This is a genomic window from Mucilaginibacter sp. 22184, from assembly GCF_052045695.1.
Taxonomy (GTDB): domain Bacteria; phylum Bacteroidota; class Bacteroidia; order Sphingobacteriales; family Sphingobacteriaceae; genus Mucilaginibacter.
In genome coordinates, this window is the sequence record NZ_JBQEPI010000013.1 from 1 (window position 1) to 13870 (window position 13870).

General features: G+C 44.5%; 9 protein-coding genes, 2 tRNA genes and 3 rRNA genes. 11 read left to right on the top strand and 3 right to left on the bottom strand.

Annotated elements, in window-relative coordinates:
* The first annotated feature begins 160 nt into the window (after nucleotides 1-160).
* The 6 genes from ACTJKG_RS24655 (at nucleotide 161) to ACTJKG_RS24680 (ending at nucleotide 6257) form a co-directional block, all read left to right on the top strand.
* A 16S ribosomal RNA gene (locus ACTJKG_RS24655) occupies nucleotides 161-1682 on the top strand.
* Between the two features lie 231 nt (nucleotides 1683-1913).
* A tRNA-Ile gene (locus ACTJKG_RS24660) sits at nucleotides 1914-1988 on the top strand.
* Between the two features lie 90 nt (nucleotides 1989-2078).
* Nucleotides 2079-2152, top strand: a tRNA-Ala gene (locus ACTJKG_RS24665).
* A gap of 260 nt (nucleotides 2153-2412) precedes the next feature.
* Nucleotides 2413-5293 (top strand): 23S ribosomal RNA (locus ACTJKG_RS24670).
* A gap of 202 nt (nucleotides 5294-5495) precedes the next feature.
* A 5S ribosomal RNA gene (rrf, locus tag ACTJKG_RS24675) occupies nucleotides 5496-5607 on the top strand.
* The 16S, 23S and 5S rRNA genes sit together here with 2 tRNA genes alongside, the layout of an rRNA operon.
* A 161-nt stretch (nucleotides 5608-5768) precedes the next feature.
* Nucleotides 5769-6257 (top strand): hypothetical protein, encoded by a 489-nt coding sequence (locus tag ACTJKG_RS24680; RefSeq protein WP_440740674.1) that lies wholly within the window; start codon nucleotides 5769-5771, stop codon nucleotides 6255-6257.
* Here the strand turns inward: ACTJKG_RS24680 and ACTJKG_RS24685 are convergent.
* From ACTJKG_RS24685 to ACTJKG_RS24695, 3 genes are all read right to left on the bottom strand, one after another.
* Nucleotides 6248-6559: a hypothetical protein gene (locus tag ACTJKG_RS24685; protein WP_440740675.1), complete on the bottom strand. Its 312-nt coding sequence runs from the start codon at nucleotides 6557-6559 to the stop codon at nucleotides 6248-6250. The genes ACTJKG_RS24680 and ACTJKG_RS24685 overlap by 10 nt on opposite strands.
* Nucleotides 6560-6676: 117 nt before the next feature.
* Nucleotides 6677-7393, bottom strand: coding sequence for a pirin family protein (locus tag ACTJKG_RS24690; protein ID WP_172338148.1), 717 nt, complete (start codon nucleotides 7391-7393; stop codon nucleotides 6677-6679).
* Nucleotides 7394-7559: 166 nt separating this feature from the next.
* Nucleotides 7560-8135 carry a Crp/Fnr family transcriptional regulator gene (locus tag ACTJKG_RS24695; RefSeq protein WP_440740676.1) on the bottom strand — a complete coding sequence of 192 codons (576 nt, stop codon included), beginning with the start codon at nucleotides 8133-8135 and terminating at the stop codon, nucleotides 7560-7562.
* 239 nt (nucleotides 8136-8374) lie between these two features.
* Here ACTJKG_RS24695 and ACTJKG_RS24700 point away from each other — a divergent pair, with 239 nt between their 5' ends.
* Genes ACTJKG_RS24700 through ACTJKG_RS24720 form a run of 5 tightly spaced genes read left to right on the top strand, consistent with a single transcriptional unit; the run spans nucleotide 8375 to nucleotide 13797 of the window.
* A complete protein-coding gene (locus tag ACTJKG_RS24700; RefSeq protein WP_440740677.1) occupies nucleotides 8375-9550 on the top strand; it encodes a glycoside hydrolase family 172 protein in 1176 nt (391 codons plus the stop codon).
* A 21-nt stretch (nucleotides 9551-9571) separates the two neighbouring features.
* On the top strand, nucleotides 9572-10429 hold the full coding sequence (locus tag ACTJKG_RS24705; RefSeq protein WP_172338150.1) for a fumarylacetoacetate hydrolase family protein: 858 nt from the start codon (nucleotides 9572-9574) through the stop codon (nucleotides 10427-10429).
* A 7-nt stretch (nucleotides 10430-10436) separates the two neighbouring features.
* Nucleotides 10437-11651: a DUF6786 family protein gene (locus tag ACTJKG_RS24710; RefSeq protein WP_172338151.1), complete on the top strand. Its 1215-nt coding sequence runs from the start codon at nucleotides 10437-10439 to the stop codon at nucleotides 11649-11651.
* A gap of 46 nt (nucleotides 11652-11697) precedes the next feature.
* Nucleotides 11698-12978 carry an L-fucose:H+ symporter permease gene (gene fucP / locus ACTJKG_RS24715; protein ID WP_440740678.1) on the top strand — a complete coding sequence of 427 codons (1281 nt, stop codon included), beginning with the start codon at nucleotides 11698-11700 and terminating at the stop codon, nucleotides 12976-12978.
* Nucleotides 12979-13005: 27 nt separating this feature from the next.
* Entirely contained in the window at nucleotides 13006-13797 is a 792-nt protein-coding gene (locus ACTJKG_RS24720) for an SDR family oxidoreductase (protein ID WP_440740679.1), read from the top strand.
* Nucleotides 13798-13870: the final 73 nt, after the last annotated feature.

Sequence of the window (13870 nt, forward strand, 5' to 3'; positions counted from 1 at the left end):
ACGATCGGAAACTAAACCCTTCCGGTAAGTTATAAGAAAGCGGGAAACTGTATAAAGATACACGATTGAGTAATAGTAATGAATGCAAGTTCATGAGATTAGCTCATCAAATACAGATTCTATTATTAATAATAGGGTCAGTGAACAAACAAAACATTTTACAATGGAGAGTTTGATCCTGGCTCAGGATGAACGCTAGCGGCAGGCCTAATACATGCAAGTCGGACGGGATTGGAGAGCTTGCTTTCCATGAGAGTGGCGCACGGGTGCGTAACACGTATGTAACCTACCTTGTTCAGGGGGATAGCCTCTCGAAAGAGAGATTAAGACCGCATAACGTTATTGAATGGCATCGTTTAATAACCAAATATTTATAGGAACAAGATGGGCATGCGGAACATTAGCTAGTTGGTAAGGTAACGGCTTACCAAGGCTACGATGTTTAGGGGATCTGAGAGGATGACCCCCCACACTGGTACTGAGACACGGACCAGACTCCTACGGGAGGCAGCAGTAAGGAATATTGGTCAATGGGCGGAAGCCTGAACCAGCCATGCCGCGTGCAGGAAGACGGCCCTATGGGTTGTAAACTGCTTTTATACGGGAATAAACCTACTTACGTGTAAGTAGCTGAATGTACTGTAAGAATAAGGATCGGCTAACTCCGTGCCAGCAGCCGCGGTAATACGGAGGATCCAAGCGTTATCCGGATTTATTGGGTTTAAAGGGTGCGTAGGTGGCTTTTTAAGTCAGGGGTGAAAGACGGCAGCTTAACTGTCGCAGTGCCCTTGATACTGAAGAGCTTGAATCCACTAGAGGTAGGCGGAATGTGACAAGTAGCGGTGAAATGCATAGATATGTCACAGAACACCAATTGCGAAGGCAGCTTACTATGGTGGTATTGACACTGAGGCACGAAAGCGTGGGGATCAAACAGGATTAGATACCCTGGTAGTCCACGCCCTAAACGATGAATACTCGATGTTGGCGATATACGGTCAGCGTCTAAGCGAAAGCGTTAAGTATTCCACCTGGGGAGTACGCCCGCAAGGGTGAAACTCAAAGGAATTGACGGGGGCCCGCACAAGCGGAGGAGCATGTGGTTTAATTCGATGATACGCGAGGAACCTTACCCGGGCTTGAAAGTTAGTGAATAAAGCAGAGACGCTTTAGTCCTTCGGGACACGAAACTAGGTGCTGCATGGCTGTCGTCAGCTCGTGCCGTGAGGTGTTGGGTTAAGTCCCGCAACGAGCGCAACCCCTATGTTTAGTTGCCAGCATGTAATGATGGGGACTCTAAACAGACTGCCTATGCAAATAGAGAGGAAGGAGGGGACGACGTCAAGTCATCATGGCCCTTACGTCCGGGGCTACACACGTGCTACAATGGGCAGTACAGAGGGCAGCTACCTGGCAACAGGATGCCAATCTCTTAAAGCTGTTCACAGTTCGGATCGGGGTCTGCAACTCGACCCCGTGAAGTTGGATTCGCTAGTAATCGCGTATCAGCAATGACGCGGTGAATACGTTCCCGGGCCTTGTACACACCGCCCGTCAAGCCATGGAAGCTGGAAGTGCCTGAAGTGCGTAACCGCAAGGAGCGTCCTAGGGTAAAGTCGGTAACTGGGGCTAAGTCGTAACAAGGTAGCCGTACCGGAAGGTGTGGCTGGAATACCTCCTTTCTGGAGCAGTTTCCAATGTAAGTACTATAACAAGTGTTACCTACATGATTATTTCTTAAATAAAAAACAAAAAGAAAACCCAAAAGATGAAGCCATCTATGTGGAGCGAAGCCGAAAGGTGAGCAAAGGATAAGGTAGGCAGATCATAGTGGGCAGTAATGCAGTTAGCAGTTGGCAACAAGAGCTAACTATAAAGCAAACTGCAAACTACGTACTGCAAACTAAACAAAAAGTCCTGTAGCTCAGCTTGGTTAGAGCACTACACTGATAATGTAGGGGTCAGCAGTTCAAATCTGCTCGGGACTACTATAAAGGCAATGAGTGAATTATTGGATTAGTGAATTAGTGAATCAAATCACTCCTTCACAAAATCACTAAATCGACATTAATCTTTTCGGGGGATTAGCTCAGCTGGCTAGAGCACCTGCCTTGCACGCAGGGGGTCAACGGTTCGAATCCGTTATTCTCCACAAACCCTCCGTTTCCTGAAAGGGATAGGATATCATGCAAATGACCATTTAATTGGAATGGGGTAAAGTTCTTTGACATATTGGAAGAAGTAATTGAAACAAGAGAAAACAACAGAATAGGGACGTTGTTTGGCTGGAATCAAGATAACAAGAAACAAGAAACAAGACTTCGGTCCTGGTTCTTGAATCCTGAAGTCCTGACTCTACGAACAACCAACTAAAATAAAGACATACCATACGGCGCAAAAGGCGTATGAGTAGAAGAAAGTAAGAAAGGGTACACGGGGGATGCCTTGGCTCTCAGAGGCGATGAAGGACGTGATAAGCTGCGATAAGCCGCGGGGATCAGCAAATATGAATTGATCCGCGGATTTCCGAATGGGGAAACCTAACTATCTGAAGGATAGTTGCATAAATGCGCGAACCTGCTGAACTGAAACATCTAAGTAAGCAGAGGAAGAGAAAACAATAGTGATTTCCAGAGTAGTGGCGAGCGAAATGGAAGAAGCCCAAACCTGTTATGTTACGGCATAGCAGGGGTTGTAGGACCACAACATGAATATCAAAATGAACCGGAACGGGGTGGGAAACCCGGCCATAGAGCATGAGAGCTGCGTACGGGTAAGTAATGATAGGATAGTGGAATCCTGAGTACCGCGAGGTCGGAGACGCCTTGTGGGAATCTACCAGCACCATCTGGTAAGGCTAAATACTCCTGAGAGACCGATAGTGAACCAGTACCGTGAGGGAAAGGTGAAAAGAACCCCGAACAGGGGAGTGAAATAGAACCTGAAACCGTGTACTTACAAGCGGTCGGAGCGGAGCAATCCGTGACGGCGTGCCTTTTGCATAATGAGCCTACGAGTTACTCTTCCCTGGCAAGGTTAAGTGTTTAAGACACGGATCCGAAGCGAAAGCGAGTCTTAATAGGGCGTATAGTCAGGGGAGGTAGACGCGAAACCTTGTGATCTACCCATGGACAGGTTGAAGGTGCCGTAACAGGTACTGGAGGACCGAACCGATAAACGTTGAAAAGTTTCCGGATGATTTGTGGGTAGGGGTGAAAGGCTAATCAAACTGGGAAATAGCTCGTACTCCCCGAAATGTTTTTAGGAACAGCCTGGCGGTTGAGTTATAAAGAGGTAGAGCTACTAATTGGGTGCGGGGGAGTCAAATCCTACCAAATCCAGATAAACTCCGAATGCTTTATAATATACGCTGGAGTGAGGCTCTGGGTGCTAAGGTCCAGGGCCGAGAGGGAAAGAACCCAGACCATCAGCTAAGGTCCCCAAATTACTGCTAAGTTGAACTAACGAGGTCCGATTGCACAGACAGCTAGGATGTTGGCTTGGAAGCAGCCATTCATTTAAAGAGTGCGTAACAGCTCACTAGTCGAGCGATCGGGCATGGATAATAAACGGGCATCAAGCAGTATACCGAAGCTATGGATTGCATGTAAATGCACTGGTAGGGGAGCATTCTATATGCCGGTGAAGCAGGAGGGACAACCGACTGTGGAGGTTATAGAAAAGCAAATGTAGGCATAAGTAACGATAAGGCGGGAGAGAAACCCGCCCACCGAAAGACTAAGGTTTCCTGATCAACGCTAATCGGATCAGGGTTAGTCGGGGCCTAAGGTGAAGCCGAAGGGCGTAGCCGATGGACAACTGGTTAATATTCCAGTACTTTTTATAACTGCGATGCGGTGACGGAGTAGTGACACTGACGCGAACTGACGGAATAGTTCGTTAAAGGCCGTAGGTATATGGACTGTAGTTAAGTACGCAGACCATGCTGAAAGCTGATAGTACTTGAAACCTTCGGGGGACGAGATAGTTCAGGTAATCAGACTTCCAAGAAAACCCGCTAAGCTTCAGGTTATAAAAACCCGTACCGTAAACCGACACAGGTAGTCGAGGAGAGAATCCTAAGGTGCTCGAGTGAATCATGGCTAAGGAACTCGGCAAAATGGCCCTGTAACTTCGGGAGAAGGGGCGCTGGCAGCAATGTCAGCCGCAGTGAAAAGGCCCAGGCGACTGTTTAACAAAAACACATGGCTATGCAAAATCGAAAGATGACGTATATGGCCTGACACCTGCCCGGTGCCGGAAGGTTAAGAGGGGATGTTAGTCGCAAGGCGAAGCATTGAATCGAAGCCCCGGTAAACGGCGGCCGTAACTATAACGGTCCTAAGGTAGCGAAATTCCTTGTCGGGTAAGTTCCGACCTGCACGAATGGTGTAACGATCTGGGCGCTGTCTCAGCCATGAGCTCGGTGAAATTGTGGTATCGGTGAAGACGCCGGTTACCCGCAACGGGACGGAAAGACCCCATGCACCTTCACTACAACTTAACATTGATATCGGATACAGGATGTGTAGGATAGGTGGGAGACTGTGATCCAGCTTCGCTAGGAGTTGGTTAGTCAACGTTGAAATACCACCCTTTCTGTATTTGGTGTCTAACCCTGTAAGACGGGGGACATTGTTTGGCGGGTAGTTTGACTGGGGTGGTCGCCTCCAAAAAGGTAACGGAGGCTTTCAAAGGTAAGCTCAGTACGCTTGGTAACCGTACGTGGAGTGCAATAGCATAAGCTTGCTTGACAGTGAGACAGACAAGTCGAGCTGGGTCGAAAGACGGATATAGTGATCCGGTGGTTCTGCATGGAAGGGCCATCGCTCAAAGGATAAAAGGTACGCTGGGGATAACAGGCTGATCTCCCCCAAGAGCTCATATCGACGGGGAGGTTTGGCACCTCGATGTCGGCTCGTCACATCCTGGGGCTGGAGAAGGTCCCAAGGGTTGAGCTGTTCGCTCATTAAAGTGGCACGCGAGCTGGGTTCAGAACGTCGCGAGACAGTTCGGTCCCTATCTGTTGTGGGCGTAGGAAGTTTGAGTGGGGCTGACCTTAGTACGAGAGGACCGGGTTGGACTAACCTCTGGTGAATCTGTTATGGCGCCAGCTGTATTGCAGAGTAGCTACGTTGGGAATAGATAAGCGCTGAAAGCATCTAAGTGCGAAACTAGCCACAAGATGAGACTTCCATTGAGGGTCGTAGGAGACTACTACGTTGATAGGTTACAGGTCTAAAGGTGGTGACATCATAGCCGAGTAATACTAATTGCCCGAAGCTTTCTTCAGATAGAAAAAGTGCGGGTACGGTAGCAATACTGTACCCCACCAAAACAAAAACAACAATGTCTGTTGTTTTCTCTTAACTCAATCACTTCTTTCAATAATATGTCATTGTTGAATAAGTCCATAGTCGATGGTCGATAGTCCATAGTCAGAAATGATTTGGAACTAAAAACTAAAGACTCAGAACTTACAACACTAAAAATATTCAGGTGCCTATATCGGCGGTGTCTACCTCTTCCCATTCCGAACAGAGAAGTCAAGCCCGCCAGAGCCGATGGTACTGCGGTAAAACGTGGGAGAGTAGGTCGGTGCCAAATCTTATCATCCAGCAAGGATGTAAAACTTAAAGCCTCAGCATATCGCTGAGGCTTTTTTTGTGCCGTAAACTTTCTTGGATACAGGTCCTCGATCTCTTTCAAAAACAGCTTTAAATAAGCGAATAGAATTTATTATTTTCGTTGTGATTAGATAAGCTTATATGGTAAAAAATCAGATCTACACAATTGATGAAAATCAACTTGATAATTTAAAACGTAGATTTTTATTTAGGGGAGTAAGGGTAATTGTTTTGCTTACGTTATTTATTGGTGTATTTCAGTTTCTTCAAGCTAAGAAGGGAGAAACTCTAATTATCATTGGCGTAATGATTTTTTGTATATTGATTTTAAGCGTATCAGTTTTTAGGGCTACTAATAGATTGGTAAAATCATATAAAACACTTCAAATTATATGGAATGATAACGGTATTGAGGCTAAGGCCGAAATGATGCCTTATAAGAGTATTCGCTGGGAAAACCTAATGGTTAAAATTAAATCGAAGGGTTCGATTAATTTGTATGACAAAAGTATTTCGCCATTTATGAGAAGTATGTATGGAAAGGGGGTGATTATTATTCAACCGGAAACCCTAAATAAAGAAATGCTGGTAAATGAGTTAGTAAAATACCAGCAACCGCACTATAATTGATTTGATTTTAGCGCCTCGTATATCTCCGCGCTCAGTAACCCGCTACCGCCACCATAATGCTGCACAATTTTTATATCGGGTTTGCGGGCCTTGAAATGAGCACATAGGCTGTCCTCCGAAGATTCGTCGATCCCGGCGCCTAATAAAACAAGGTCAAATACTTGCTGATCAAAAACACTAATAGCTTCCTGTTCTGTAAGGCATCCCGTGCCCTTCCACTCCGGGTTATTATTTACCAGGCGTACTACGGTTTGTAATATCTCCGGGTGCCTGCCTATCACTAATATTTGTGTTTGATTCATTGTTTTAATTTTTATCAACAGTGAAATGAGTCCGTATCACTTTGCCCGGCACCCCTCCATCAGCCAAGGACAGAACGGAGGGGGCGAACAAAGCGCTATCAATCATCATTTAAAAACTTAAAATACCATCGGAACATCTATCAATAAAAACTCAGCATCTGTAAGCGCTGTTATTTTAAATTGATCGGTGTCCCAGATGCCTAATGCGTCGCGGGTATTCAATACTTGTCCATTTATTTCCAGTTGGCCATTCAGTACAAAAGTATAAACGCCGTTACCTTGTTTTTTGATGGTATATTCTGTATCGATGCCTTTATCAAACTTGCCCAAATGAAACCAGGCGTCCTGATGTATCCATACACCAGCATCATCAGGATTAGGTGACAATACCTGTTGAAGCTTGTTGTGCCTGTCGGCCAGGTTTAAGGTAAGCTGATCATAGCGGGGTTCCACATTTCTTTTATTGGGGTATATCCAGATCTGTAAAAACTTTACCTGGCTTGCTCTATCATTATTGTATTCACTATGATAAATGCCTGTACCGGCGCTCATGGCCTGTATATCGCCATTTTTAATTACCGCTACATTGTTCATGCTGTCCTTATGTTCCAGGTCGCCTTCCAATGGTATAGAAATGATCTCCATATTATCATGCGGATGTTTGCCAAAGCCCATGCCGGCATCCACCGTATCGTCGTTCAATACGCGTAACGCGCCAAACTGCATCCTTTCGGGATTATAATAGTTAGCAAAACTGAAGGATTGATAACTGCTTAACCAACCATGGTTGGCGTGGCCGCGGGTTTCTGCTTTATGTAAAATGGTTTGTGCCATGATGTTTACCTTTTTGTTTGTATAACAAATTTAAGGCAACAACAATGATGTACACTTGATGTAGATTAAGAAATGAAATGGCACGAATTCCACGAATTATAATAGGTTCTAATTATAAAAATGTATGGTTTGGAGTAATTCGTGCAATTCGTTCTTATTAGTGGTATTAGTGTCTTTTGTTTCTCATCCGGCTAAAAAATTCAGGGGTGACGCCAATGTATGACGCGATCTGTTTTTGCGGCAAGTGATCTATCAGCGTAGGATAGCGTTTGCAAAAATTGTTGTAGCGCTCTTCGGCGGTTAGGCTCAAGCCGTCGATCAATCTTTGCTGACTGGCCACCAGGGAGTTTTCTGTCAGTATCCTGAAAAAGTGTTCAAACTTAGGTATCTCCAGATATAACTTTTCCTGGTTTGCTTTGGATAGTAGTAACACTTCTGTATCTTCCAGTGCTTCGATATTCAGTATACCGGGTTTTTGGGATAACAGGCTGTACATATCGGCAATCCACCAATCGGGCGGGGCAAAACTCAATACATGTTCAATTCCGCTCTTATCAACCGTATACCCCCGCAAACAACCCGAAGTAACAAAGGTCGAATACCTGCATATATCGCCATCAGTAAGCAACAACTGTTTCCGCTTTATCTTTTTGGTTTGTAAGTAGGCAGTGAAGGTTTCCTGTTCATCGGTTGTTAAATGAATGTGTTTGGCCAGATTATTTAATATGAGCTGAAATGACATACGCAAAAATGAATTTAATTTTTATAAAATGTAAATTAGCTTTCATCAATCAATAATTTAGTCCAGCCCCTCATGCCAAAATAAAGGTATGTTATGCTGATAAGCCGCATTTATAAATTAAAAATTATTGATAAGATTGTGAATACCTTGAGGTAGTATGTCCCGGGGGAATTTGCAAACAATGTAAACCGATGTGCATTTCCAATTAGTGCATATAGCAATAGTTAATGAATAGCCTTATGATGAAGAATTATGCTTTAGTAGTCTGGATGTTTGTTCTTGTTACATCATCTGCATTTGGTCAGCAAAAATTTAATGGCCTCGATGTAAACCTCGGAAACATTTATCGTTTATCTGATGCCAAAACCCGATCGATAAGTCCGGAAAATTTTAATGGCGAAAAAGGCAAAGGCGGGATGGCCACCACCGGGACCGGTGCCAATGCTTCCCGCGACCTGGGGCAAACCTGGAAAGTGAGCCCAAGCGTCATTATCAAAAAGGGAACCACCTATACCATTGCCGATATTGACGGCCCCGGTGCTATCCAGCATATCTGGATGACACCCACTGGTAACTGGCGCTATTCCATACTCCGTTTTTATTGGGACGGTGAAACTACCCCGTCTGTAGAAGTACCTGTTGGCGATTTCTTTTGCATGGGCTGGGGTAAATACGCGCCCTTGCAATCGCTGGCAGTGGCCGTTAATCCGGGCAGCGCTTTTAATTGCTACTGGCCTATGCCTTTCCGCAAAAAATGCCGCATCACCATGGAAAATATCGACGACCGCGATATGGTGCTTTATTACCAGGTGGATTATACACTCACACAAGTACCCGAGGATGCCGCTTATTTTCATGCACAGTTTCGCAGGGTAAACCCATTGCCTTATAAAAAGGATTTTGTGTTGGTGGATAGTATTCAGGGTAAAGGGCAATACGTAGGCACGTACCTGGCCTATGGCTCCAACAAAAATGGCTGGTGGGGCGAGGGTGAGATTAAATTTTTTATGGATGGCGATACCAAATTCCCAACGATAAATGGCACCGGTACCGAAGATTATTTCTGCGGATCATATGATTTTGATACCCATCATAAAGATGCTGCTAATGGCAAAGAAGAGGATAAAACCGAATACACCGAATTTTGCAGTCCGTACAGCGGCTTACACCAGGTGATCCGTGGTGATGGACACTATAATATAGCACAGCGTTTCGGCCTGTATCGCTGGCATATTGCCGACCCGATCCGGTTTGAGAAAAGTTTAAAGGTTACCATACAAGCCCTGGGTTGGCGACACGATGGGCGGTATATGCCTTTGCAGGACGATATCGCTTCTACGGTTTTCTGGTACCAGAGCGGCCCGCACGGCCCTTTCCCCAAGTTTCCGTCGCGTGATGAATTGGAAGTTAATTAATGTTGCTATCAGATCTACCTCATGAAATTATATAAAATAGGAAAAGGCATCTTATTGGAGCATCACGATTCGGCTTATATTATTGATGACGAGTGGGACAGCCTCATCAACCGCGATGACCTTGCGGGATATCTGCAATCAATATCTGCCGATACTACCCCCATCAGTACCGAAGTAAAAAACGAACACTTAAATGGCAAAATATTGCCGCCCATTGGCAGCCAGGAAGTTTGGGCGGCGGGTGTTACTTATCTGAAAAGCAGGGATGCCCGGATGGAAGAGTCCGAAAGCTCTGGCGGAGCCACTTTGTATGATAAGGTTTATGATGCCCCACGCCCCGAGCTGTTTTTTAAAGCGATAGCGCAACGCGTCTCCGGAACAGGCGCCGAGGTTTATATCCGTAAAGATTCTGAATGGAACGTTCCCGAACCGGAGCTTACCCTGTTTATCAATTCCAAAGGAAACATACAGGGGTATACCATCGGTAACGACATGAGCTCGCGAAGTATCGAGGGCGAAAATGCTTTGTACCTGCCGCAGGCAAAAATATATGAAAAGAGCGCCGCGCTTGGCCCTTGTTTGCTGGTAGCAACGGAGCCAATTGCTGCTGAATCGGCCATTCAAATGCTTATTAAACGTAATAACGAAGTAGTTTACAAGGATGCCACCAGCGTATCACGAATGAAACGCTCGTTAACGGAGTTGGTTGGCTATTTATACAGCGAGTGTGATTTTCCCGTGGGCGCATTTTTAATGACCGGTACCTGCCTGGTGCCGCCACCTACTTTTACCCTGCAACCCGGCGACGTAGTTGAAATTTCGATTGATGGTATAGGCACACTGGTAAATACTATCGCATTAAATCCAAAACATAAATGAGCATGGTATGAGAGTAGTTAAAATTTTATTCTTTGCTTTATGGGTAGTTGGTTTAAATGCATGCAACGTACAAACAGCTCCGCCGCCAGCTGCTAAAGGTACTTTTGGTTACGATCTGGAGTTTTTAAAAGCAAAGGATAGTGTTGTTGTTTTAAGCAGCGCTGATGGTAAAGGACAGGTTATTGTTTCTCCTAAATACCAGGCTAAAGTATTTACCTCAACTGCGGATGGTTTGAATGGCAAAAGCTTTGGCTGGATAAAATACGAAACTTTTAACGCCAAACAATTGGATGCCCACATGAACGCCTACGGTGGCGAGGATCGACTTTGGCTTGGCCCCGAAGGTGGCAGATTCTCCCTGTTTTTTAAACCGGGCACCAAAATGGAGTTCGACAACTGGCATACCCCGCCGGCTATTGATAATGAGAGTTGGGACCTGATTTCATCAACCGGTAAAAAAGCCAGCCTCGCAAAAAGTACCAGTATACAAAATTATGCGGGTACAACATTATCCATCAAACTACAACGCGATGTTGAGATATTAGAACCTGCCGCTATCCAGCAACTATTGGGGATTGATGCAGATAGTACGGTAAAATCTGTAGGGTTTGCTACGGTAAACACCATTGCCAATAGCGGCACCGCAGCCTGGGATAAAACTGCCGGTGCACCCTGTTTATGGAGCCTGGATATGTTTACCCCATCACCCCAAACGGTAATTATTGTACCTTACAAAGAAGAGGCTACGGGTAAAGTGGCCACCACTAACTATTTTGGCGAGATATCTAAAGACAGGATCGTGTACAACAACGGCACCCTATTATTTAAAGCCGACGGAAAATCGCGTGGTAAATTAGGTATTCCGCCCAACCGGGCCAAAAATAGGATCGGCAGTTACGATGCCGCAAATCATGTTTTGACGATTGTACTTTTTGACCTTGATACTCAAGGCGATTACCTGAACCAGGAATGGAAACCTGGTACAGCACCTTTTACCGGTGATGCCGTTAACGCCTATAACGACGGGCCATTGGCTAATGGTAGCCAGATGGGACCTTTTTATGAATTGGAAAGCGTATCGCCCGCCGCATTTTTAAAACCTGGCGAAAAATTATCACACAAGCATAGCGTATTTCACTTTATCGGGAATATAGATGCCCTGGATAAGATAGCATTGAAAACACTTGGCTATTCGCTTCATGATAAAAATCATAACATTTAAATAAACACATTCAAAACCTAATTATTAAACCCATTACAACCACCCAATGACCAAGAACAACAATCTGTTTGCTGTAGCCCTCATCACCTCGCTGTTTTTTATATGGGGTTTCGCGCTAAATCTAAATCCTATCCTTATACCGCATTTAAAGAAGGCCTGCCAGCTGAGCGATCTGCAATCGTCGTTTGTTGACTTTGCATCCTATATTGGTTATTTTATTATGGCGATCCCAGCGGGTTTGTTCATGAGGAGATTTGGATATAAAGGCGGTATTATATTAGGTTTAACGTTATGTGCTTTAGGCGCGTTTTTATTTTATCCGGCATCGATAGTACGGAGCTATGGATTTTTTCTTACGGCTTTATTTATTATAGCGTGTGGTTTAGCTTTTTTAGAAACAGCAGCCAATCCCTATATTACGGCTTTGGGTGATCCCGAAAGTGCCGCATTCCGCTTAAATTTTGCACAGTCATTTAATGGTTTGGCGGCAACGATTGCTCCATATGTTGGAGGTCTTTTTATTTTATCAGAAACCAACTTAACTTCAGCGCAGGAGAAAAGTATGTTGCCATCACAACTAAATGATTATCTTAATAAGGAAGCATCTGCTGTTCAGATCCCCTTTTTGGTTATTGGCTCCGTGGTACTAATATTAGCCATTATTTTATTTAAAACCTCCTTGCCTGAAATTGCGGAAGAAGAAGAAAGCGAAGGCGCTTTATTAAAAGAGGACTCTTTTTTCAAGAGGTTCACAGCGCTTTTTAAAGAGAAAAATTTAATGAGAGGAGTAGTTGCTCAATTTTTTTATGTAGGTGCACAAGTGTGTGTAAGTAGTTTTTTTATTCGCTTTGCAGGCCGGGTAGCTGGCATCGAGCAAAAATCGGCTTCTCTGTTTTTATCGGTGGCTTTAGCGGGCTTCATGGCCGGACGTTTCATTGGTACATTTTTGATGAAATATATTAGCCCGGTTAAATTGCTGGCTCTTTATAGTGTTATCAATATCTGTCTGATAATTTTGGCAGTAATGTCACATGGAAAATTCTCTGTTTATGCTTTAATGGGAGTTGAGTTCTTCATGTCGATTATGTTCCCTACAATATTTTCATTAAGTATAAGAGGCCTGGGATCCAAAACTAAATTAGGCTCATCATTAGTAATTATGGCAATTGCTGGTGGGGCAGTTTTTCCACCCATATTGGGTTTTATCTCTGATAAGAGTAATATACAAACAGCTTATTTGGTACCCGCTGTATGCTTCCTCGTTGTACTATATTTTGCTTATAAAAACCTGAAAGTAAAAGATGTAAAACTTTCTGTTGCTCACTAAGTATTGAAAAGATTATAATATATAAAGATGAATTTAGAACTCACAGATAAGGTAATTATAGTAACCGGTGGTGCAAAGGGCATTGGCGAAGGGATTGTAAAAGTATTAGCTGCTGAAGGCGCCATACCGGTTATTGTTGGGAGGGTAGAGGCAGATAATCTCAAAGCGATACACGCGGTAGAGGCGGCAGGAGGCAGGGCTTTCCAGGTAGTAGCCGAACTGACGGACCCTGCTGCAAGCGAAAATGCCATTAAGGCGGTGGTGGCCAAATTTGGCCGTATTGATGGCCTGGTGAATAATGCTGGTGTAAACGATGGCGTAGGATTGGAGAGCGGCGATTATGAAGGCTTTATGGCATCGTTGCATAAAAATGTGGTACATTATTACCTGATGGCCCATCATGCTTTACCCGAACTGAAAAAATCAAAGGGGGCTATATTGAATATCACCTCAAAAACGGCAGATACCGGTCAGGGCCATACCTCTGGCTATGCAGCATCAAACGGTGGGCGTAATGCTTTAACCCGCGAATGGGCTGTTGAATTGTTGAAATATGGCATCCGCGTTAACGCCATTGTAGTGGCCGAATGCTGGACACCACTATATGCCAACTGGATAAAAACATTACCAGATCCGGATGGTAAATTGCGCGAAATTGAAGCCAAGATACCACTAGGCAACCGCATGACTACCGCCGAAGAAATTGCCAATACCACCGCGTTTTTATTGTCGCCATGCTCAAGCCACACCACAGGACAGCTTATTTATGTAGATGGCGGTTATGTTCATTTAGACAGGGCATTGGCCAACGCTGAGTAGTATAGCATCCGATTAACAGATATTTGAAATTAAAAAGCCATACGTAATTTACGTATGGCTTTGTTTGTTTATC

Bases quoted from the DNA above. Each gene is read 5' to 3' on its own strand.
- ACTJKG_RS24680 (WP_440740674.1), top strand. From the start codon at position 5,769: ATGGTAAAAAATCAGATCTACACAATTGATGAAAATCAACTTGATAAT.
- ACTJKG_RS24705 (WP_172338150.1), top strand. From the start codon at position 9,572: ATGAAATTATATAAAATAGGAAAAGGCATCTTATTGGAGCATCACGAT.
- ACTJKG_RS24700 (WP_440740677.1), top strand. From the start codon at position 8,375: ATGATGAAGAATTATGCTTTAGTAGTCTGGATGTTTGTTCTTGTTACA.
- fucP (WP_440740678.1), top strand. From the start codon at position 11,698: ATGACCAAGAACAACAATCTGTTTGCTGTAGCCCTCATCACCTCGCTG.
- ACTJKG_RS24710 (WP_172338151.1), top strand. From the start codon at position 10,437: ATGAGAGTAGTTAAAATTTTATTCTTTGCTTTATGGGTAGTTGGTTTA.
- ACTJKG_RS24690 (WP_172338148.1), bottom strand. From the start codon at position 7,393: ATGGCACAAACCATTTTACATAAAGCAGAAACCCGCGGCCACGCCAAC.
- ACTJKG_RS24720 (WP_440740679.1), top strand. From the start codon at position 13,006: ATGAATTTAGAACTCACAGATAAGGTAATTATAGTAACCGGTGGTGCA.
- ACTJKG_RS24685 (WP_440740675.1), bottom strand. From the start codon at position 6,559: ATGAATCAAACACAAATATTAGTGATAGGCAGGCACCCGGAGATATTA.
- ACTJKG_RS24695 (WP_440740676.1), bottom strand. From the start codon at position 8,135: ATGTCATTTCAGCTCATATTAAATAATCTGGCCAAACACATTCATTTA.